General features: G+C 72.9%; 18 protein-coding genes, 1 tRNA gene and 1 pseudogene. 9 read left to right on the forward strand and 11 right to left on the reverse strand.

Going from position 1 to position 19,451, the window contains the following annotated elements; all coding sequences use genetic code 11:
* Nucleotides 1–10 precede the first annotated feature (10 nt).
* Nucleotides 11–84: transfer RNA gene (locus tag E4A51_RS15325), tRNA-Pro, on the forward strand.
* A 36-nt stretch (nucleotides 85–120) separates the two neighbouring features.
* Here the strand turns inward: E4A51_RS15325 and E4A51_RS15330 are convergent.
* Nucleotides 121–654 (reverse strand): integrase core domain-containing protein, encoded by a 534-nt coding sequence (locus tag E4A51_RS15330; protein WP_134852274.1) that lies wholly within the window; start codon nucleotides 652–654, stop codon nucleotides 121–123.
* Between E4A51_RS15330 and E4A51_RS15335 the strand changes: the two are divergent.
* Nucleotides 553–1,382: pseudogene (locus E4A51_RS15335) on the forward strand (conjugal transfer protein); the annotation flags it as partial. The gene E4A51_RS15330 and the pseudogene E4A51_RS15335 overlap by 102 nt on opposite strands.
* A gap of 68 nt (nucleotides 1,383–1,450) precedes the next feature.
* Nucleotides 1,451–2,734 carry a hypothetical protein gene (locus E4A51_RS15340; protein ID WP_134852275.1) on the forward strand — a complete coding sequence of 428 codons (1,284 nt, stop codon included), beginning with the start codon at nucleotides 1,451–1,453 and terminating at the stop codon, nucleotides 2,732–2,734.
* 62 nt (nucleotides 2,735–2,796) lie between these two features.
* On the opposite strand, the gene E4A51_RS15345 is transcribed toward E4A51_RS15340, so the two are convergent.
* Nucleotides 2,797–3,648, reverse strand: coding sequence for a DNA-processing protein DprA (locus E4A51_RS15345; protein ID WP_240696511.1), 852 nt, complete (start codon nucleotides 3,646–3,648; stop codon nucleotides 2,797–2,799).
* A gap of 14 nt (nucleotides 3,649–3,662) precedes the next feature.
* Here E4A51_RS15345 and E4A51_RS18805 point away from each other — a divergent pair, with 14 nt between their 5' ends.
* Together E4A51_RS18805 and E4A51_RS15355 are read left to right on the forward strand one after the other, a co-directional pair.
* Nucleotides 3,663–4,091 (forward strand): hypothetical protein, encoded by a 429-nt coding sequence (locus tag E4A51_RS18805; protein WP_240696512.1) that lies wholly within the window; start codon nucleotides 3,663–3,665, stop codon nucleotides 4,089–4,091.
* Nucleotides 4,092–4,145: 54 nt separating this feature from the next.
* Nucleotides 4,146–4,379 carry a hypothetical protein gene (locus E4A51_RS15355; protein ID WP_134852278.1) on the forward strand — a complete coding sequence of 78 codons (234 nt, stop codon included), beginning with the start codon at nucleotides 4,146–4,148 and terminating at the stop codon, nucleotides 4,377–4,379.
* A gap of 568 nt (nucleotides 4,380–4,947) precedes the next feature.
* Here the strand turns inward: E4A51_RS15355 and E4A51_RS15360 are convergent.
* From E4A51_RS15360 to E4A51_RS15380, 5 genes are all read right to left on the reverse strand, one after another.
* Nucleotides 4,948–6,129, reverse strand: a complete 1,182-nt coding sequence (locus E4A51_RS15360; RefSeq protein WP_134852279.1) for an MFS transporter — start codon at nucleotides 6,127–6,129, stop codon at nucleotides 4,948–4,950.
* Complete coding sequence (locus tag E4A51_RS15365; protein ID WP_134852280.1) at nucleotides 6,126–6,464, reverse strand: helix-turn-helix transcriptional regulator; 339 nt, start codon at nucleotides 6,462–6,464, stop codon at nucleotides 6,126–6,128. The genes E4A51_RS15360 and E4A51_RS15365 overlap by 4 nt, the downstream gene beginning before the upstream one ends.
* 97 nt (nucleotides 6,465–6,561) lie before the next feature.
* Entirely contained in the window at nucleotides 6,562–6,993 is a 432-nt protein-coding gene (locus E4A51_RS15370) for a hypothetical protein (RefSeq protein ID WP_134852281.1), read from the reverse strand.
* 74 nt (nucleotides 6,994–7,067) lie between these two features.
* Nucleotides 7,068–9,188, reverse strand: a complete 2,121-nt coding sequence (locus E4A51_RS15375; protein ID WP_134852282.1) for an FtsX-like permease family protein — start codon at nucleotides 9,186–9,188, stop codon at nucleotides 7,068–7,070.
* Nucleotides 9,185–9,973 carry an ABC transporter ATP-binding protein gene (locus E4A51_RS15380; RefSeq protein WP_134852283.1) on the reverse strand — a complete coding sequence of 263 codons (789 nt, stop codon included), beginning with the start codon at nucleotides 9,971–9,973 and terminating at the stop codon, nucleotides 9,185–9,187. Before E4A51_RS15380 ends, E4A51_RS15375 begins: the two co-directional genes overlap by 4 nt.
* 134 nt (nucleotides 9,974–10,107) lie before the next feature.
* Here E4A51_RS15380 and E4A51_RS15385 point away from each other — a divergent pair, with 134 nt between their 5' ends.
* The 3 genes from E4A51_RS15385 to E4A51_RS15400 are packed head-to-tail and all read left to right on the forward strand — an operon-like array spanning nucleotide 10,108 to nucleotide 13,009.
* On the forward strand, nucleotides 10,108–11,292 hold the full coding sequence (locus E4A51_RS15385; RefSeq protein ID WP_134852284.1) for a sensor histidine kinase: 1,185 nt from the start codon (nucleotides 10,108–10,110) through the stop codon (nucleotides 11,290–11,292).
* The gene (locus E4A51_RS15390; RefSeq protein ID WP_082739808.1) at nucleotides 11,289–11,924 is read left to right on the forward strand and encodes a response regulator transcription factor; all 636 of its coding nucleotides are present in this window, start codon (nucleotides 11,289–11,291) and stop codon (nucleotides 11,922–11,924) included. Before E4A51_RS15385 ends, E4A51_RS15390 begins: the two co-directional genes overlap by 4 nt.
* A 41-nt stretch (nucleotides 11,925–11,965) precedes the next feature.
* Nucleotides 11,966–13,009, forward strand: a complete 1,044-nt coding sequence (locus E4A51_RS15400; protein ID WP_167748941.1) for a hypothetical protein — start codon at nucleotides 11,966–11,968, stop codon at nucleotides 13,007–13,009.
* A gap of 75 nt (nucleotides 13,010–13,084) precedes the next feature.
* Here the strand turns inward: E4A51_RS15400 and E4A51_RS15405 are convergent, their stop codons facing one another.
* Nucleotides 13,085–13,549 (reverse strand): GNAT family N-acetyltransferase, encoded by a 465-nt coding sequence (locus E4A51_RS15405; RefSeq protein ID WP_134852286.1) that lies wholly within the window; start codon nucleotides 13,547–13,549, stop codon nucleotides 13,085–13,087.
* 139 nt (nucleotides 13,550–13,688) lie between these two features.
* Here E4A51_RS15405 and E4A51_RS15410 point away from each other — a divergent pair, with 139 nt between their 5' ends.
* Nucleotides 13,689–15,071, forward strand: a complete 1,383-nt coding sequence (locus E4A51_RS15410; protein ID WP_134852287.1) for a PLP-dependent aminotransferase family protein — start codon at nucleotides 13,689–13,691, stop codon at nucleotides 15,069–15,071.
* A 19-nt stretch (nucleotides 15,072–15,090) separates the two neighbouring features.
* Here E4A51_RS15410 and E4A51_RS15415 read toward each other — a convergent pair whose 3' ends face one another.
* From E4A51_RS15415 to E4A51_RS15425, 3 genes are read right to left on the reverse strand one after another with little or no spacing between them, the layout of a single operon-like run.
* Complete coding sequence (locus E4A51_RS15415; RefSeq protein ID WP_134852288.1) at nucleotides 15,091–16,248, reverse strand: polysaccharide pyruvyl transferase family protein; 1,158 nt, start codon at nucleotides 16,246–16,248, stop codon at nucleotides 15,091–15,093.
* Complete coding sequence (locus E4A51_RS15420; protein ID WP_134852289.1) at nucleotides 16,245–17,132, reverse strand: hypothetical protein; 888 nt, start codon at nucleotides 17,130–17,132, stop codon at nucleotides 16,245–16,247. Before E4A51_RS15420 ends, E4A51_RS15415 begins: the two co-directional genes overlap by 4 nt.
* Nucleotides 17,078–19,402: a hypothetical protein gene (locus E4A51_RS15425; protein ID WP_134852290.1), complete on the reverse strand. Its 2,325-nt coding sequence runs from the start codon at nucleotides 19,400–19,402 to the stop codon at nucleotides 17,078–17,080. Before E4A51_RS15425 ends, E4A51_RS15420 begins: the two co-directional genes overlap by 55 nt.
* Nucleotides 19,403–19,451 lie beyond the last annotated feature (49 nt).

The following is a 19,451-nucleotide window of genomic DNA, read 5'->3' on the forward strand; positions in this document are numbered from 1 at the left end:
GCGGGGGTGACGGGCTGTGGCGCAGCTTGGTAGCGCACTTGACTGGGGGTCAAGGGGTCGCAGGTTCAAATCCTGTCAGCCCGACGTATGTGATGTCTGGGGACATCAGCGACAACGGACCTACGGAGACGTGGGTCCGTTGTTGTTTCTCTTGGGTGCTGGTCCCGGTGGTCGCCCGGTGCCCTGGTAGTCCTTGGCCGGGTCGAGGACGAGCTCGCGGAGGATCTGGCCGGTCGGGGCGTCGACGATCGTGCTGTCGAGGTCGTGGACGAGCATCCGGACGTAGGTTCCGGCGTAGGTGCGCCCGACACCGGTGTGGTGCAGTCGGCCGTTGTGGCGCAGGGTCACGGTTCCGACGTGGGCGATCTTGTCGGTACGAACGCGGTGGTGGGTCTCGCGGCTGCGGTCCTTGCTCGGGGTGACCTTAGGACGGGCTAGGTAGGCGGCAGCGGGGGTCGATGGGTGTTCCAGGGAGCGGTGTGGGCGCCGTTGGTTGTACTCCTCGCGGAAGGCGTCCAGCAGGGTCTGCAGCTCGGTGAGGGCGGCTGGCTGGATGGGCTGGACGCTCAGCCACGCGCGGTCCTGTACGGCGTGTTGCAGCACATCGGTGCCGAGCTGTCCGCGCACGAGACGATCACCGCCGAGCAAGAGCATCGGGCTCGATCGCTCAGCTCGCGGCCGAGTACGACACCATCGCGCAAGCCGCTCAGCACGACCGCTGGGCGACCTTGCTCACCGCGTCCGGGCTCACCGTCGAGCAGGTCGAAGACGTGCCCGGCTCCGACGCCTACGGCGCGCTGTCGGCCGAGCTGCGTCACGCCGAAGCCAACCACCATGACCTTGATGCGCTGCTCCCGCGTCTGGTGGCGGCGCGGAGTCTGGACGATGTCGACGACATCGCCTCCGTCCTCCACACCCGCGTGGCACGCGCCACCGCCCGGCCCGCCGGATCAGGCCGAACCCGCAAGCGCCCGATGCTTATCGTCGGCCTGATCCCGCACGCCGGCGGACAGATGACCGACGACATGCGGCAAGCCCTGGACGAGCGCCGCGAGCTGATCGAGGCTCGCGCCGGGGCTGTGCTCCGTGGTTCCTTGACCGATGAGGAACCGTGGACGGCAGACCTCGGCACGGCTCCGAGGGGTGAGAAGCAGAAGGCGGCGTGGTGGCGCGCCGCCTGCACCATCGCCGCCTACCGCGACCGCTACGGCATCACCGACGACCGGACCCCGCTCGGCGCGGCACCGGAGAGCACCAGCCAGAAGATCCACGCCATCCGCGCCCGCGCCGCCCTCAACCGCGCCCACGCCATCACCAACGACGAGCAGTCGGCGCAGCAGGTACGACAGACCGCGGCGGCTCGGCCCGCTCGGAGCCTATGACGAGCGGAGTTGCACGGACCGAGCTACAACATGCCGTGAGTGTCGGTGCTCGCGGATACGGTCAAGACATGAGCGACACGCACAAAGTGAGCCCCTACGGCTCGGCGCGCGATCTTCCGTCCGTCAAGGAGATGGAACAGCAGATCGCGGCGTTCAAGCTGCTTGGCTTGCTGCTGCCGAAGGCGCAACGGAAGCAGCTCAAGAACTTGCAGAGCGAGCACCGGCGCATCATTGGGATTGTTGACACCTTCTACGGCCTTCTTGGTGAACGGAATTGGGTGTTTACCGGTGACTTCAATCTGCCTGCTATCGAGCACGTCGTCTGCGCCGAGGATGCGTCGATTGCTGAGGCACGGCTCATCGAGTACTACAAGTCAGCCGATCGGATCGCATTCCCGCTCCGTCGCCTCCATCGCTTCGACGCGATGCGTCCGCGCATCCCGCTGCTGAAGAAGGCGCTGATCGACTACGAGGCAGGCCGGTACTACAGCACAGTCCTTGTGTTGCTGTCAGTGATGGACGGCTTCGTCAACGACCTCGACACGGCGTCACGGCAAGGACTGCATGCGCGTCCCGTAGAAGACATGGTGGCGTGGGACAGTGCGGCCGGACACCATCTGGGCCTGAGCCATGCACACGAGTCGTTCGTCAAGGGCTTCTACAAGACCGATACGACCGAAGTAACCGAGCTATTCCGCAACGGCATCATGCACGGCACCCTGGTCAACTTCGATAACGAGGTCGTCGCCACCAAAGCGTGGAATCGGCTCTTCGCGGTAACCGACTGGGCAGACGCCCGGGAACGTCAGGCAAAGCCTGTCGAACCGACGCCAACGCTGCGCGAGTCCTTGACCCGCTGGAAGACGATCCAAGACCAGAAGGCCAAACTCGAAGAATGGCACCCTCATCAGTACGAACCAGGCGCATCCACTGACAATTCGTCCGAGGTCGCTACGACGTGCGCGGACTTTTTACTGAGGTGGCAGAAGAAGCAATGGGCTCCCGCAGGCGCCTACTTCATGGAACTCGGCAGCTCCCGATCGTCCGTCGGCAAGCTCGCCGTTGAGGCCAAGGACCTCTACCAGACACTAGACCTCACGGCATGGACGATCCTCGGCGTCCGGCACGTTGCGGCCGCCGTCGCACACGTCGATGTAGAACTCCTCGTGAATGGCGACACCTACCGAACTGATCTCCGATGGGTTCGCGTCGATGAATCAGGAAGTACCGCGACAGAGTGGGAACCTGGCCGCTGGATGCTCTCGATGTACGGGCCATCCCATTTCCTGAAACCCGAAACAGTAGTGACACGCTCAGACAGTGAGCTGGTACCCCGCTCTGAGGCGGTCTAGACATCGACCGACGACATCGAAGCCGTCTATTTCACGCCGGTTGTGGTGTCGATTGAAGATGATCAGAGCGAACGGCCCGCTCTTCCCCGCTGAGGGCGGCGGTCGAACTGCTGTCGAACCCCCGGCACCGTCGCCGCTCGACTTGATACCTCGTCGGCGTCGAGTAGGACAAGTAGCTCGCTGGGTTCCGTGATGAGTTGGGCGAAGCCTTGCCGGATGAGCTGGTTGGCGCCACTACTGGTCGCGCTGGTCACGGGACCGGGCACCGCGCCGACGCCCCGGCCGAGTACGTGCGCGGCGATGACGGTGGTCATCGTCCCGGATCGGGGACCGGCCTCGGGGATCACGGTCGCACCTGAGAGCGCCGCCAGCAGGCGGTTGCGAGCCGGGAACCTGTGTCTCGTCGGCGCGGCGCCCGGCGGCAGCTCGCTCACCAGCAGGCCGACATCTCCGATGCGACCCAGCAGCTCGCTGTGCCCGGCAGGGTAGGGACGGTCCAGCCCGCCGGCCAAGACCGCGATCGTCTGTCCGCTCGCGGCGAGCACGCTCTTGTGCGCGGCACCTTCGATGCCGTAGGCGCCGCGGGAGACGACGACTCGTTCCTCATCGGCAAGACCTGTCGCCAGCTCGCCGGCGACGTGCTCGCCGTATGACGTTGAGGCGCGGGAGCCGGTGATCGTGACGCGATCGCTCAGCGCCGCCGTCAAGGACGAAGTCGCCCCGCGTGTCCACAACAGGTACGGAGCACGCTCACCCAGGTCATCAAGACCGGCGGGCCATTCCTTGTCCGCCGGGATGAGAGTGCCGAACTCTCCGCCTTGGGTATCGGCCACCCGGTCGGGCAAGTCGGGAGTGACCCGAGCGGCGAGCCGTTCGCGCCACATCAGCGCATCCGCGCGAGACAGGTCCGGCACCGGATCGTCGGACCATGCCGCCGAACGCCGATGGGCTCGTCGACATCCTGATTCCTGTCTACTGGCTCCTGCCGCTCGAGGATGCGGACGAAACTGCGGAGCGCTCCCGCACGATTCAGCATATTGCCGCTCATGAGGCTGTTCACGCCAGCATCCATCACATCGGTGACGAGCCCTTCGACCTGCACCACCGCGAGAAGTTTGGCCACGCATCGATGAACTTCATCTCCATGGCGAGCGAGCAGATCGAGGAGCACTTGGCGGAGTACCTGGGTTCCAAGGTCACGGGCCGTGAGGTTGCGCAGTCCGCGAGCAACGTCGAGTCCTCAATCGAGGCGTGGCAGGAGACACTGGCCACGGAACTGCCAGTCATCCCGGAAGACGATCCTGACTATTTCCAGCGCGGCATGCTTGTCACGTTCAATGCCCTACACATCCTCTGAAAGACACTCGCATATATAGCCGCGGCGCTTCGAGTGAAAGACGGTCTTTGTCCTGTGCCAAGCGAGATTGCGGCGCTCCCGGGCTGGCGTCAACACATCGAGCCGTGGTGGGACCGATACCTGGAACTTCTTGACGAGATTCCGATGACTGTCGATGTCGACATGGCTGCTACCGACGAGGTCGTTCGGGAGATGGCATTGCACCTACAGACGTGGGCAGATGAACTTGGGTTTGACTTCCACGACACGCCCCGGGGCGGGTTCTTCAGGATCAAGCTCTGGGACTGAGTGTGCTGGTCTCCTCTGAGTAGGTTGCTCCTAGTTGAACGCCGATTGACTCGCGAGCCCGTCTCTGATCTGTTGACTGAGTCGCCGGTCTGCCGCCATCAATGCACTGAACGCAGAGGAGCCGCGCCGGTGCGCCGTAGGCGAGCGCGACGACGGGTGGAACTCAAGGTCGGTGAGACGCGCGGTATCCATGACTAGAGGCGTGGCTCATTGAGGTTGAGTTCGGGGTGCCGGTCCAAGCCCGCCAGCCGAAGAGCAGTCCCAGTAGCTCACACGAGGGGGACCAGAAGGGGACCAGAACCATGCATTTCATGCATCTCGTGAGTCGGGCTGCATGATCTGAGGCCCGGAATCCCGCGGAATTCGGCCTTGATGACGCTGTCTGGACGCCTGGGGGTCAAGGGGTCGCAGGTTCAAATCCTGTCAGCCCGACCGTCCGACGTCGTCCGACGTCGAGAACGCCCGTAGCCGGGAAGTCGGCTACGGGCGTTCGGCGTTCACCGGGCAGGAGCGGTGGGTGCCTAGCGCCGCTCCTCGTTCCGGGTGTGGCCTCTCGGGTGGTGCCCGTCTACGTGCTCGTGGCCGTCGCGGGCTCGGGTGTCGTGGTCGGCCGGTTCCCTCGCCCCGGCGGGGCGACCGCCGCCGTGAGCACGAGCGCGAGCCCGGCGGGGGCGAGCGCCCAGCCCGCGAGCGTCCCCGCCCGCACACCTGCCGCGAGGAGCGCGCCGCCCGCGGCGGCGCCGGCGGCCGAGCCCAGGTACATCGCGGCCATCTGGAACGCGACCACCGACATCGCGCGCTCGGGGGCGTGCTGCGTGAGCGCCTGCTGCAGCGTCGGCACGCTCGCCCAGCCGGCCGCGCCCCACAGGGCCGCCGCGACGAGCCACGTGGCGGGGGACGTGCTGAGGGTGAGGAGCGCGAAGGCCACGAGCAGGAGCGCGGGCAGCCCGACGAGCAGCGGGCGCGGTCCGTGGCGGTCGAGCGGCCGGCCGACCGCCGCCGAGCCGGCCACGCCGCCGACGCCCCACGCCCAGACCAGCGCGAACCCGGTCCCGCCGAGGCCGCGGTCCTGCGCCATCGGCAGCACGTACGTGTAGAGGCCGAGGCTCGCGACGCCCAGCAGGAACGCCGCAGCGACGCCGACGATCGTCCGCGGGTCGCGGACCACGGCGAGCGGTGACGCGGCCGCCGTGGTCGGCAGCGGCGGGAGCGTGGTGCGGCGCGTGGCCACGGCCGCCATGCTGACGACGCCCACGGCGACGACGAGCGCCATCGTCCACCGCCAGCCGAACCGTTCGCCGACGAGCATGCCGAGCGGCACGCCGGCGACCGTGCCGGTCGACAGGCCGAACGTCACGAGGGACATCGCGCGGCCGCGTTCGTGCTGCTCGACCATCGCCGCGGCCGTCGCGGTCGCGACCGCGGTGAGGACACCCGCGCCGACGCCGGCGACGACGCGCGACGCGAGGAACAGCGGCAGCCCGGCGGCGATCGCCGTCACGAGGTTGCCGACGTTGAACAGCCCGAGCGCGACGAGCAGGGCGCGCGCCGTCCCGGTGCGGGTGAGCCGGCCGGAGAGCGTCGGGCCCGCGACGGCGTACGCGGCGGTGAAGGCCGTGACGCCCAGCCCGACGGCGGCGACGCCCGTGCCGAGGTCCGCGGCGATGCGGGGCAGCACGCCGGCCAGCACGTACGCGTCGACGCCGAGCGAGACGGCGGCCACGACCAGGGGCCACAGGCGGCGCGTCACGGGTGCGGGTCCGCGAGGTCGGTGGTGCGCTCGTACCCGTCGAGCACCGCGTCGAGCAGCCCGGGGAACCGGGACTCGAGGTCCTCGGTGCGCAGGCTGATGAGGCACTTGCGGCCCTGCGCGCGCACGTGCACGACGCCGGACTCGCGCAGCAGGCTCGTGTGGTGCGTGAGGGTCGAGCGCGGCAGGTCGGGGCCCAGCTCGAGGCTGTCGGTCTCGCCCTGCGCGGCGAGCACGCGCACCATGCCGAGCCGCAGCGGCTCGCTCAGCGCGAACAGCACGCGGGGGATCGCGATCTCGTCCGTGTCGGGGTGGTGGTAGGTCCGAGGTGACACCAGCAGTCCTGTCGTTCGAAAGAAGTCGCACAATGATTGTGCGGCGAATCTCGCACGATTGGCGCGGGAGGTCAAACCCGTACGGACGGCCGGGCTGTCACCGGGGCTCGGTGCCCGGCCCCGGCTCGTCCCGCCAGGCCTGGTGCGTGTCGCCGACGCTCACGACCGTCCACGCCCCGCACGCGTACCCGTCGGCCGGCAGCGGGTCGAGCAGCCACGCGGGCTCCAGGTCGGGCGTGCCGGTGACGGGCGCGGCGGTGCAGTGCTGCGCGTCGAACGGCGTGGGACTGGTCCAGCGCATCACCCCCGCGTGCCCGTCGAGCTGGGCGAGCAGCCGCACGTCCGTCGCGTCCTGGGGGAGGAACCCCTGGAAGCGGAACGACTCGCCGGACCTCTCGACGTCGGCGCTCGTGGCGTAGACGAACTCGCGCTGCCCCACCGGGAACACGTCCTGGAACGTCGCGCAGCCCGTGAGAGCGGCGGCCAGGACGAGCGTCGTGGTGGCCAGGACGGTGCGGCGGGTGGTCATCGGGGTGCTCCTGTCGTCGGTCGGACGTGGGTGGTCGGCGGCGGCGCCGCGCCGCGTGACGCGGGCGTGGCGGCTCATCGCGCCGCCAGCCCGATCGCCGGCTCGACGCGGCCCGCGCTGCGCATCGGCACGGCCGCGGCGAGGACCGCGGCGCCGACCACGCCGGCGCCCAGCAGCGCGAGCCGGACCAACGGCGGCTGGCCGGCGGGCATGTCGAGGACGCGCAGCGCGAGCACGCCGTACGCGCCGCCCAGGACGACGCCGAGCGTCGCGCCGACCGCGGAGGCGAGCCCGGCCTCGGCCGCCACCGACCGGCGCGCGCCCGCCCGGCTCACGCCGAGCGCGCGGACCAGGGCGATCTCCTGCCAGCGCTCGGCGACCGACAGCGCGAGCGTCACCACGACGCCGACCATCGCGACGACGAGCGTGACGCCGATCATCGCCGCGCCGACGAGCTGCCCCACGGCGACGGTCTGCTCGATGCCCGCGAGCACGTCGCCCGCCCAGTAGACCGACGTGCCGGCGGGAACGGTGTCGAGCACGGCGTCCCGCAGCGCCGCGGGGTCCGTCCCCGGGGCGGGGTCGAGGAGGATGTCGGTGCCGACGACCCGGGCGTCGACCGCCGGGTGCGCCGCGAGCGCAGCCACGAGGGGTTCCGGATCGGCGACCAGGTCGACCGGGATCAGCGCGTCCGCACCGAAGTTCCGCGCGACGCTCTCGCGCGCGTCGGCGGTGACGCCCGCGACCGCGACGAGCAGCGCCGCGGCCAGGCCCACGCCCAGCGTGAGGACCGTCGTCATCGCGGCGGTGCGGCGCGACGAGCGGTGCGCGTTGGACACCGCGAGCCGCAGCGCCGCCGACCGCGCGCCGAGCGGTCGCACGGCCCGGGCGGCCCACCGCACGAGGAACGGGCCGACCGCGACCAGCACCGCGAAGACCAGCGTCCCGCTCAGCGCCGCGAGCGCGAGGCCCGTCAGCTGGTCGGTGCGCGCGACGGGGACCGCGACGGCCCCGGTGGCCACGGCCGTCAGCGTGAGCGCCCCGGCCGTCACCAGCCGCGCGCCGACGCGCACGGGGCGGGCGTCGGACGACCGCGCCGCCCCGAGCGCCACGACGGGTGCCGTGCGACCGGCGGCCCGCGCCGAGGGCAGCGCCGCGGCGAGCGTCGCGACGACCGACAGGGCGACGCACGCGACGAGCCCGCCGGGCGCGGCGACGAACGGCGCGGACACCAGGTCCGCGGCACGCGCCGCCGCGACGAGCCCGGCGGCGACCCCCAGCCCGGCGCCGGTCCCCACCAGGCCCCCGAGCAGGCCGATGCACGCGGCCTCGGCGAGCACCGAGCGGTGCACCTGGCGACGCGTCGCGCCGACGCACCGCAGCAGCGCGAGCTCCGCCGCACGCCGTGCCAGCAGGATCCGGAACGTCGAGGACACGATCACCACGGCCGACACCACGGCCAGCGCGACGAACACCGCCAGCCCGCCCAGCACGCCCGCGAGCGTGTCGCCCACCGACCGGGCCTCCCGGGCGCGCTGCTCGGGACCGCTCGTGACGGCGGCGTCCCCGGCCACGGCCCGCACCGCGGCGAGGTCGACGTCCCCGACGACGAACATCTGCACGGGCGGCATCCCGCCGATCGTGACCGCGTCGGACGGGTGCACGAGCCCGACGTCCTGCCCGAACTCCCGCACGGGCCCGACTCCCACCACGACGAGCTCGTGCCCGCCCGCCACGACCGTGTCCCCGACGTCGACGCCGACCCGCTCGGCGGTGCGCCGCCCCAGCACGATCCCGCCGGGCTCGAGCGGGCCGACGTCGGGGGCGTCGCGCAGCGCGCTCAGCGGTCCGCCGCCCGGGTCGCTCGTGAGCTTCCAGGTCGTGGTGACGCCACCCGCCTCGACCTCGACGTCCCCGAGGTGCTCGACGGCGACCTCCACGACGTCGGGGAGCGCGCGCACGCGCTCGGCGACCTCGAGCGCGGCGCCCGGCGCGACGTCGCCGCGGGGGACGACCACCACGTCGGCCGCGTGCGGGGTGACCATGCCGAACGCGACGAGCGCGACGCGCGCGTTGGCCGCGACCAGCAGGGCGACCGCGGCGAACGCGGTCGCGGCCGTGATCGCGACGCCGACGAGCAGCGCCTGCCGCGGCCGCCGCAGGACGCTGCGCAGCGCGGTCCGGGCGACGATCACGCGACGACCCCCGCGGGCGCGGCGAGCTCGCCGAGGCGCTCGAGGACGGTACGGCGCGTCGGCCGGTCGACCCGCCCGGCGGCGCGGCCGTCGCGCAGCAGCACGACCTCGTCGGTGACGGCCGCCGCCGACGGGTCGTGCGTGACCATGACGACCGTCTGGCCGAACTCGTCGACGCACGCCCGCAGCAGCGCCAGCAGCGCGGCGCCCGACTCGCTGTCGAGGGCACCCGTCGGCTCGTCGGCCACGACGAGGTCCGGCCGGCCCAGCAGCGCCCGCACGACGGCGACGCGCTGCCGCTGCCCGCCCGACAGCTGCGACGGCAGGTGGCGCAGCCGGTCTGCGACACCGAGCCGCTCGACGAGCTCGCGCCGCCACGCGCGGTCCGTGCGGCGGCCGGCCAGCGAGGCCGCGAGGTCGATGTTCTCGCCCGCCGTCAGGTGCGGCAGCAGGTTGCCGTCCTGGAAGACGAACCCCAGACGGTCGCGCCGGATCGCGGTGAGCGCCGCGTCGTCGAGCGCGCCCAGGTCGGTGCCGCCCAGCAGCATCTGCCCGGACGTCGCCCGGTCCAGCCCGGCGAGGCAGTGCAGGAACGTCGACTTGCCCGACCCCGAGGCGCCCATGACCGCGGTGAACCGACGCTCGACCAGGTCGACGCTCAGGCCGTCGAGCGCGCGCACCCGGCTCGAACCCGTGCCGTACTCGCGGACGAGGTCGACCGCGCGGGCGGCGAGGCGCGGTCCGGCGACGGTCGACGGGGGCGGGGCGACGGGAGGCTTGCTCATGCGTCCAGCCTGGTCAACGCCCTGACCCACGGGAATCGACCGGGCGGACGGTCCGGGTCGGTCACCCTCGGTCGAAGGGACGATCTTCCGGAGCGCTCGCGGAGCCCGGGCGTGGTGATCCGTAGGGTGGACGCGTGCCGGACCCCGACGACCGACGACCGCCCCGTGCGACGTGGCTGCGGTCCCGCGCCGCGACGACGGCGCTCGAGCTCGTCGCGCTCGCGGGCCTGCTCGTCGTCGACCTCGAGCTGGGTGCGCGGCTCGCACCGGGGACGCCCGGTGGCGCGGACGTCGCCGGGGCGCTGGTCACCGCGCTCGTCGCCGTCGTCGTGGCCGTCGTGGCGCTCGTGCGCCGGCAGCTGCCGTGGTGGCTCGCGACCGGCGGCGTCCTCACGGTCTCGGCGGGCGGCTCGCTCGTGTGCGCCGTCGTCGGCAGCCCCTCCCCGTCCCTCACGGAGGCCGCCGCGCTCGTCGTCGTCACCGCGTCCGGGGTGCGCGCGGCGCCGACGTCACGTGCGGCGGCGGGCACCGGGGCGGCTGCTCTGGTCGCCGTCGTCGGGGGAGTCGTGCTGCGGGTCGGCCCGCAGGCCACGCCTGTGCTGCTCGCCGTGCTCGTCTGGGGCTGCGCCGTCGTCGCCGGCGTCGCGGGCCGCGCGGTCCGCACGCGCCGCGCCTCGGCGCTCGAGGAGGCCCGCCGGGCCGAGCGCGCCGAGCTCGCGCGCGAGCTGCACGACGTCGTCGCGCACCAGGTCACCGGGATCGTCGTGCAGGCGCAGGCGGCCGTCGCGGTGGCCCGCACGGACCCCGCGCGCGCGACGCAGGCGTTCCAGGCGATCGAGGCGGCGGGTGCCGAGGCCCTCGCGGGCATGCGGCGCATGGTCGGCGCGATCCGGGAGGACCCCGAGGGACACGCGCCCGTCACCGTGCGGTACGACCTGGCCGACATCCCCCCGCTGGTGGACCGGTTCGACGCCGGCCGGGGCCGTACGACGTCGCGGGTCGAGGTCCCGGACGCCCCGCTCGCCCCCGGCATCGGCGAGTCGGCCTACCGCATCGTCCGCGAGGCCCTCACCAACGTGCGCCGGCACGCGGTCGACCCCAGCACGCACGTCTGCGTGCGCGTCGTGGACGACGCGCTGCGGCTCGAGGTCGGCAACGACGGCGTGCGCCCCGGCTCCGCGCCCCGTGGCTCCGGCGGCTTCGGGCTCACCGGCATGGCCGAACGGGTCGCGGCGCTCGGCGGCACCCTGCACGCCGGTGCCGACGAGGCCGACACGTGGGTCGTGCGCGTCGAGATCCCCGCGGCGGTGACCCGGTGATCGGCGTCGTCGTGGCCGACGACCAGGCGATGGTCCGCGCCGGGTTCCGCATGGTCCTGGAGGCCGAGGGGGACATCGCCGTGCTCGCCGACGTCGGTACCGGGCAGGACGCCGTGGCCGCCGCGCAGCGCCTGCGCCCCGACGTCGTGCTCATGGACATCCGCATGCCCGGCATGAACGGGCTCGACGCGACGCGGCAGGTCACCGGGCTGCCGGGCGCGCCGCGCGTCGTCGTCGTCACGACGTTCGACACCGACGAGTACCTGCGCTCCGCGCTCGCGGCCGGCGCGTCGGGGTTCCTGCTCAAGGACTCCGGCCCGCGGCTGCTCGTCGAGGCCGTGCGTGCCGCGGCCGACGGCGACGCGCTGGTGTCGCCGTCGGTGACCGTGCGCCTGCTCGCCGAGCTGGCGGCGGGCGCGACGCCGCCGACGGCCGAGCACGACCTCACCGACCGCGAGCTGGAGATCGTCGCGGCGATCGCGCGCGGCGGCACCAACGAGGAGATCGCCGCCGACCTGTTCGTGTCGCTGTCGACCGTCAAGACGCACGCCCGGAACATCAGCGTGAAGCTCGGTGCGCGCAACCGCGTCGAGATCGCCGCGTGGGCGTGGCGGACCCGGCTCGTGAGCTGAGCACGGGATCTCGGCGGCCGCGACGTTCTACGCTGCTCGCCGTGAGCAGCGATCAGGCGTCGTCCCGGTACTCGATGGCGTTCCTCCCGCTCGGCGGGCCGGACGACGGCGTGCTCGGGTGGCTCGTCATCCGCGACACGCACGGCCACGTGCCCGTGCGTGCGGTCGCAGCTGCCGACGAGGCCGAGGCGATGCGCCTCCTGGAACGTGCCGGCGCCGATATGCGCCGGTCGGTCCTCGCGTTCGAGCAGGTCTGGGGCATCGGTCCGGACAGCAGGGCCGATCCCGTCCTGGCCGCAGCGATGCGGGCGCTCGAGGCGGCATACGCCGAGGACGACGAGGGCGAGGAGGTCGCCGTGGACGACCCGCGCGTCGAGGTCTTCCCCGACCCGGTCGACGTGTTCGTCGCCGACCAGCCGTGGCTGGGCCGTGTGCTGCACCCGTTGGTGTCGATCGACCTCGGCGCGCTCGACCCCGCGGTGCTCGGGCCAGGGGCGCGGGACCTCCCCGCGCCCGCCCGTGGTCTGCTGCTCAGCCCGGTCGAGCGAGAGGGCGGCCTGCTGGGTGGCCACCTGCGCGCACCACCCGACGCGTGGTCCGCGGTGAACTGGCTGGCGTTCCGCATCGAGGACGACGGGCGGTGGCGGCTGCTGAGCGACCGCTCGGTCTTCGAGATCGAGACCGTGGGGGACGACGTGCCGGTGGCGCTCGCGGCCTTCTACGCCGACGCCGAGGCCGACCTCGCCGCGTCGCGCGAGCGGTGGCGGGTGCACGGCGTGCTCGCCGGTGGGGACTTCGGCGACCCGACGCGCCCGCGCGCCGGGTCGGAGGGAGGCTTCCCGGTCGTCGAGAGGCTCGGTGGCGACACCCCGACCGGCAACTGGGTCGTGGAGCCGCCCCCAGCGGCCGTCGTGCTCGAGGCGCCCGACGCGGGAGAACCGGTCCTGCGTCTCGCGGACGGCCGCCCGTTCCGATTCGTCGCCGCGACGCCCGGCTACCCGTGGCGTGACCACGGTGCCGACGCGATCCTGCTGTTCGTCGAGACGGAGACACGGACCGCGCTGCTCACGTTCGACTGGAGCTGACGCGCGGGATCGTGCGGCCGGACCGCGTACGGCGGCGCCGGGCCGGGCACGCGCGCCCGGCCCGGCGTCGTGGCGTCAGGCCGGTGTCGCGGCGGCCTCGTACGTGATCCACCGCGTGCGCGTGGCGACGGAGTCGTAGAGCGCCTGCGCGCGGTGGTTGTCGTCGGCGGTGACCCACTGCACGAACTGCCGGCCCTCGGACGCGGCGAGGTTGGTCAGTCGGCGGATCAGCGCGCGGCCGACGCCCCGGCCGCGCACCTGGGGGTCGGTGTAGAGATCGTCGAGGAACACGCCGCTCGTGCCGGTGTACGGCGAGGAGATGCGCCGGTGGTGGGCGAAGCCGACGACGGCGCCGTCGGCCACGGCGACGACGGCCTGGCACTCGTGGTGCGGGTCGCGCAGCCAGCCCCAGGTGCGGGACACGACGTCCTCGGACTCGGGCAGCCGGTAGAACTCGCGGTAGGCGCGGAACAGCTCGCGCCAGCGCGGCTCGTCGGCGGGGTCGAGCGGGCGGACGGCGAGGTCGGTCGTGGTGGTCATGCGGGTCTCCAGCCAGGGTGCGGACGGGGTCGCGGCGTCGCCGCGGGACGGTCGGGGCAGCCGGGGTCACGGTCCGCGGGCCCGTCGGGCGGGCGGTAACACCTGGGGGAGAAACGCAGTAGCGTTATCGTTGTCTCTCATGACTGACGATAACAGGGTTGCGGACGTCGCCCGCTCGCTGCGTGCGCTCGTGGACGCCGCGAGCCCCGGCGACCGGCTGCCGGGCGTGCGCGAGCTGTCGCGGCGGTACCGCGCGAGCGCCGTCACCGTCACGGCGGCCGTCGGACAGCTGGCGACGGCCGGGCTGGTGCGCGCCGAACCCGGGCGAGGCACGTTCGTCACCGACCGCGCCGCGCGGCCCGAGCCCGACTACGCGTGGCAGACCGGCGCGCTGGGCCCCGCCCGTGTCGACGCCGACCGTGCCGCGCGACTCGGCGGGTACGGCTCACCCGACCACGTCCCGCTGTCCTGGGGCTACCTCGCGCCCGAGCTGCTGCCGCAGGAGGACCTGCGCCGGCTCGGCGCGCGCGCCGTGCGCAGCACCCGGGCCTGGGCGATGACCCCGCCCGCCGGCTCGCCCGACCTGCGGCGCGTGCTCGCCGCGCCCTACCGCGTCGACCCGCAGGACGTGCTCGTGGTCCCCGGCGGCCAGCAGGGCCTCGTCGTCGCGCTGCGCACGCTCGCCGACCCCGGCGGCACCGTGCTCACCGAGAGCCCCGGCTACCCCGGGACGCTGCTCGCCGCCCAGAGCGCCGGGCTGCACGTCGCGTCCGTCCCCGCCGACGCCGAGGGCGTGCGCGTCGACCTGCTGGCCGACGCGCTCGAGCGCACGCGGGCGCGCGTCGTGGTGCTGCAGCCGTCGTTCGCCAACCCCACCGGCGCCGTCCTCGGTGCCGACCGCCGCCGTGAGCTGCTCGACCTCGTCGTGCGCCACGGCGCGTTCGTCGTCGAGGACGACTGGGCGCGCCACCTCGCGATCGACGGCCCCGCGCCCGCGCCGCTGCTCGCCGACGACGCGCACGGCCACGTCGTCACCGTCACGACCCTGAGCAAGCCCGCGTCGTCCGGGCTGCGCCTCGGTGCGGTCGTCGCGCGCGGCCCCGCCGGCCAGCGCATGCGAGCCGCCCGCACGGCAGACGACCTCGGCGTCGCGCCGGTCGTGCAGGAGGTCGCGCACGGCCTGCTGACCTCGGCCGCGTGGCCGAGGCACGTCCGCCGGCTGCGCACCGAGCTCGCGACCCGCCGCGACGCGCTCGTCGACGCGCTGCGCACGACCCTGCCCGAGGCCCGCCTCACCGCCGTCCCGCGCGGCGGCCTGCACCTGTGGGTGCGCCTCGACCACGGCGTCGACACGCGCGCCCTGACCGCCGCGGCCGACGCCGCGGGGGTCCTGGTCGGTGACGGCCGGCACTTCTACGTCGACGAGCCGCCCGCGCCGCACCTGCGGCTGTCGTTCGGGGCCGCGAGCCCCGCGCAGATCGCCGAGGGCGTACGCGTGCTGGGCGGTCTGCTGCGGGCCTGACGCACGCCGGCCGCGGGCCTCAGCCCGCGCGGGCCACCCACGCGCGCGCGTCGGCCAGTGCCGCGACCGCCTCGCGGTGCAGCGCGGCGCCACGGTCGGCGACCGCGCGCGCCACCTGCGCCCTGCGGTCGGCGAGGTCCAGCAGCCGGGCCGCCACGACGTCCACGCCCGGCGGGTCGTTGACGTCGACCGTCCACGGCTCGACGTGCAGCGTGCGCGCGAGCTCGCGGACCTTGACGTCGTAGGCCAGCACGAACGGTGCGACGCCCAGCACGGCCGCGAGCACGATCGTGTGCAGCCGCTCGGCGACGACCAGGTCGCACGCCGCCACGAGCCGCGCCGCGTCGGCGGGCGTCGCGACGGCGTGGTGCACGACCCGCACGCCCGGCAGCCGCGCGGCGAACGCCGCGAGCACCTGCGCGTCGTCGTGCTCCTTGAAGCCCGTCTGCATGGGCAGCGTGTGCACGTCGACGCCGTGCCGGGCGTCCAGGTGCACCAGCGCACCGGCCAGCGCCGTGAGGAACTGCTCCCACGCGGCCGGGTTCTCGACGTCGACGTTGAGGTTGAGCGCCACCCGCAACGGTCCCGTCGCGTCGCCCGGCGGCTCCGGTGCCGCGCCGTCCCCGAGCAGCGCCGCCCGGTCCACCGAGAACACCGCGGCCGGCACGACGACGGCCGGCACGCCGACCCGGTCGCACGTCGCGCGGGACCGCAGGTCACGCACCGTCAGCACGTCGACCTGCGCCAGCACGAGCCGTGCGAGCCGCAGCCCGCCACCGCTCGGCAGGGGCCCGACCCCGACGTGCAGCATCGCGACCGGCCGGCGCGCGACCCATCGCGTGAACGTCACGATCGCGAGGATCATCAGCAGGGTCGCGTACCGGTGACGCCCCGTCGAGGCGTACAGCTCCTTGACGATCGACCCGCCGCCGAAGCACACGACGTCGCACGAGCGCAGGGCGCGCAGCAGCCGGTGCCGGTCCCGGGCCGTGTCGATCACGGTGACGTCGAACCGGCCCGCGAGCTGGCGGCGCGTGAACGCCGGGTCGTAGCTGTTGACGACGTAGCGGTGCTCGGGCCCGAGGGTCGTCAGGAACGTCTCGAGCAGCAGCTCGTCGCCGACGTTGTACTGCCCGTGGGTGCCGAGGAACACGATCCGGCGGGGTCTGCTGGTCATGGCGCCTCCTGGTCGGTGTCGTCGTGGTGCGTCCGGGCGTCGGGGCCGTCGTCGGGGCCGGGGCCGGGGCCGTCCGGCTCGTCGTCGGGGTGCAGCCGCGGGCGCCACCGCACGAGCAGCACGCTCGCGACCAGCAGCGCGACCGTGAGCCCGACGCCCAGCTGGCTGGACCCCACGACGCCGCCGGGTGGCGGCTCGAGGTCCTGGACGTCGGCCGCCGCGAGGGCCAGGAGCTCGTCGGACGTGAGGTTCGCGTGCTCGGGGTTGGCGGCCGGGTCGACGTAGCCGTCGGACCCGCCCGCGCTCGCGGTCCGCTCGGAGCAGCCGAGGGCGTCGGGGTCGTCGACCGTCGTGACGTCGGGCGGCAGCGCCAGGCCCGCCCAGACGTCCTCGGGGACGAGGGCGAGCCCCTCGAGCAGCAGCGGGTTCGTGTCGGTCTTGTCGAGCGCGAACGTGTGCGTGCCCGCGGTAGCGTCGACCACGCCGAGGTCCTGGTACCCGTAGCCGAAGTTCACGGGCACGAGCTCGTCGGGGATCGCCCGCTCGACCTCGGCGACGGTCGTGGTGCTCGTGTCGACGGGCTCCCGGTCCGTCTCGTACACCTGGTCGACCGGGTAGAGCTGCACGTCGCCGGGCGGTGCGCGGAACTCGAACGTGCGGTCGTACGCGAGGGACGACGACGTGACGTGCACCGTGTTCGCGGTGGGGGCCGTGCGTGCCAGGACGCGGTAGCGACCGGGCTCGGCGACCGTGACCGGCACGCGGACGCCGGTGGCACGCGGCAGGCCGATGAACGAGCCGCGCAGCGTCCCGAAGACCCTGGGCGTGATCATCTCGGTGCGGTTCCACTTGGTGTTCGAGAACAGCAGGAAGGACCGGAACATCGGCGACAGGTAGTAGTTGGACGCGACGACGTCCGGTTGAACGCGAACATCCGGGGGTCCGGGCCGGCGAACGCCTCGGGGTGCTGGAACAGGTAGCGGTTGAGCGCCGAGGTGCCGGCGTCGTCGGTGAGCAGCGTGAACGGCGTCCCGGGGGCCACCCTCCCGGGGTCGACGTACGGCGTGAACTCGAACGTGTAGCAGCGGCTGAGGTTGCGTCGGTGGAACACCAGTTCGAGGTACGTCTGCCAGCTCGAGTCCACCAGGAGGGTCGGTCGGTCGGCGGGTGCGCGGTCGGTGATCTCGTAGAGGGCGTAGCTCGCGTTCTCGAAGCGCAGCGCGACGTCGTCGGGCAGACGCCGCAGGCCGGGCTCGACGTAGCTCTCGACGTTCGGCAGGTACTCGGCGCCGACCCCGCGGTTGGAGTGGATCCGGCGGTTGACGACGACGTACCGCACGTCGATGTCGCGGGCGACGTTGATCCACCAGTCCTGCTGGTAGTACATGCCGCGCAGGATGAGGAAGACGTCGAACTTGTTCTTCACGTCCCCGGTCAGGCCGTAGTAGTAGCTCGGCTTCTCGAGGTAGTAGATGAAGAACCTGTCGATGAACTTGTGGTCGACGCCGTTGCTGTCGGCGACGAGCTTGGCCGTCTCGGTGGGCGGCAGCACGACCGTCTTGCCGGTCGGCAGGTCGTCGAGCGCCTCCTTGAGCTCGGTGAGGTCGTGCAGCGGGAACGGTGAGAGGAAGCCGGCCATGTTCCCCGAGCCGAACACGTCGCGGTACGGCGCGTTGGACCAGAACGGCGTGAAGAATACGGCGGCCACGCACGCCGTGGCCAGCAGCGTGACGACGTGCTCCCCGCGCAGGAGCCGCGCCGCGCGGGCGGTGACGGCACGGCGCGCGCGGGTCGTGGCGGGAGGTGTGCCGGTGCGCGGCGGGCGGGCGGGCCGCGCGGCGGGCCGCAGCCAGCGGCCGCTGACGGCGTCGATCAGCAGCGCGAGCGTCAGGGACATCACGAGCGGCGCGAGCGCGAAGAGGATCAGCTGGAACCGGTGCGGGAACCGCAGGATCTGCACGACCGTGCCCGCGGCGGTCACGACGAGGTCGCCCAGGGGCGAGCCGCTGGCGTTGGCGGTGATCGCGAGCGCGGCGAGCGTCCGGCGGAAGGTCGGGAACCACAGGGGCTCGCCGTAGCCGATCGTGGCCCACATGGCGAACGTCACGGTGACGTACACGACGCCGAGCAGCTGGCGGTGGGGCCGGGTCGGGAGCAGGCGCCGGCGCACGCCCGGGACGATCAGCGGGACGAACAGCAGCAGCGAGTACGCCGCGTCGGGGTAGCGGGGGACCTTGGCGAGGTAGTCGCCGAACAGGATCTTGTCGGTGGTGCCGGCCAGGTCCCACGACAGCAGGTGCAGCCAGGACACCGAGGCGTCCTGGCTGAAGTGGAAGTCGCCCGGCACGGTGTCGGTGAGGTTGGTGACACCGGCCAGCGCCACGTACTTCACGAACAGCGCGTAGGGCACGAGCGTGAGCACCGCGTACATGCCGGCGGAGAGGGCGACGCGGCCCGTCGTCGTCCCCGACCAGGTGCGCAGCCACGCGCCGACGCGCCGCAGGCGGCGGCCGCCGCGGACCAGCGCCACGGCGCGCGCGGGCAGCGCGCGCAGGCGCGCGGGCCCGCCCCGGCGCAGCCAGTAGCCGATCTCGCCGACCAGGAGCGTCACGCAGGTCATGGCGAAGAACAGGCTGAACAGCACGAGGTAGTGGATCGCCGGGTTGAGCAGCGTCGCGACGCACGCGACCGCCATCGGACGCCACCAGCGACGCCCCGCGAACAGCAGCGCGTACAGCATCCACAGCACCGAGACGGTCAGCAGGACCAACCCGAGGACCAGCGTGTAGAAGTGCGTGATCTTCGCGTAGACCATGATCAGGTAGATCAGCGCGACGGGGAAGAACGTCGCGAGGTACACCGCCTGCGCCGACACCGAGGTGAACACGGCCGCGGTGAACCTCGCGACCGTGAGGTAGGCGACCCAGAACAGCGTCGGGATGACGACGAGGATCGCGAACGGCAGCACGAGGTAGTACCGCAGCCACGTGGTGAGGAACGCGTGCCGGACGCGGAACTCGTACCCGTGCACGAGCTCGTTGAACTCGCCGGCGGCCTGGTCGAGCAGCTGGCTGTGCCAGTCGAAGAACGGCACGAGCTCGTCGCCGACGACCACCGCGTCGCCGCGCAGGACGGCGGGGAGACCGAGCAGCACGTCCCGGAAGAACGATGAGCGCGGCGACGTAGTACACGATCCCTGCGAC

The sequence above is a fragment of the Cellulomonas sp. HD19AZ1 genome (genome assembly GCF_004535805.1).
Taxonomy (GTDB): domain Bacteria; phylum Actinomycetota; class Actinomycetes; order Actinomycetales; family Cellulomonadaceae; genus Cellulomonas; species Cellulomonas iranensis.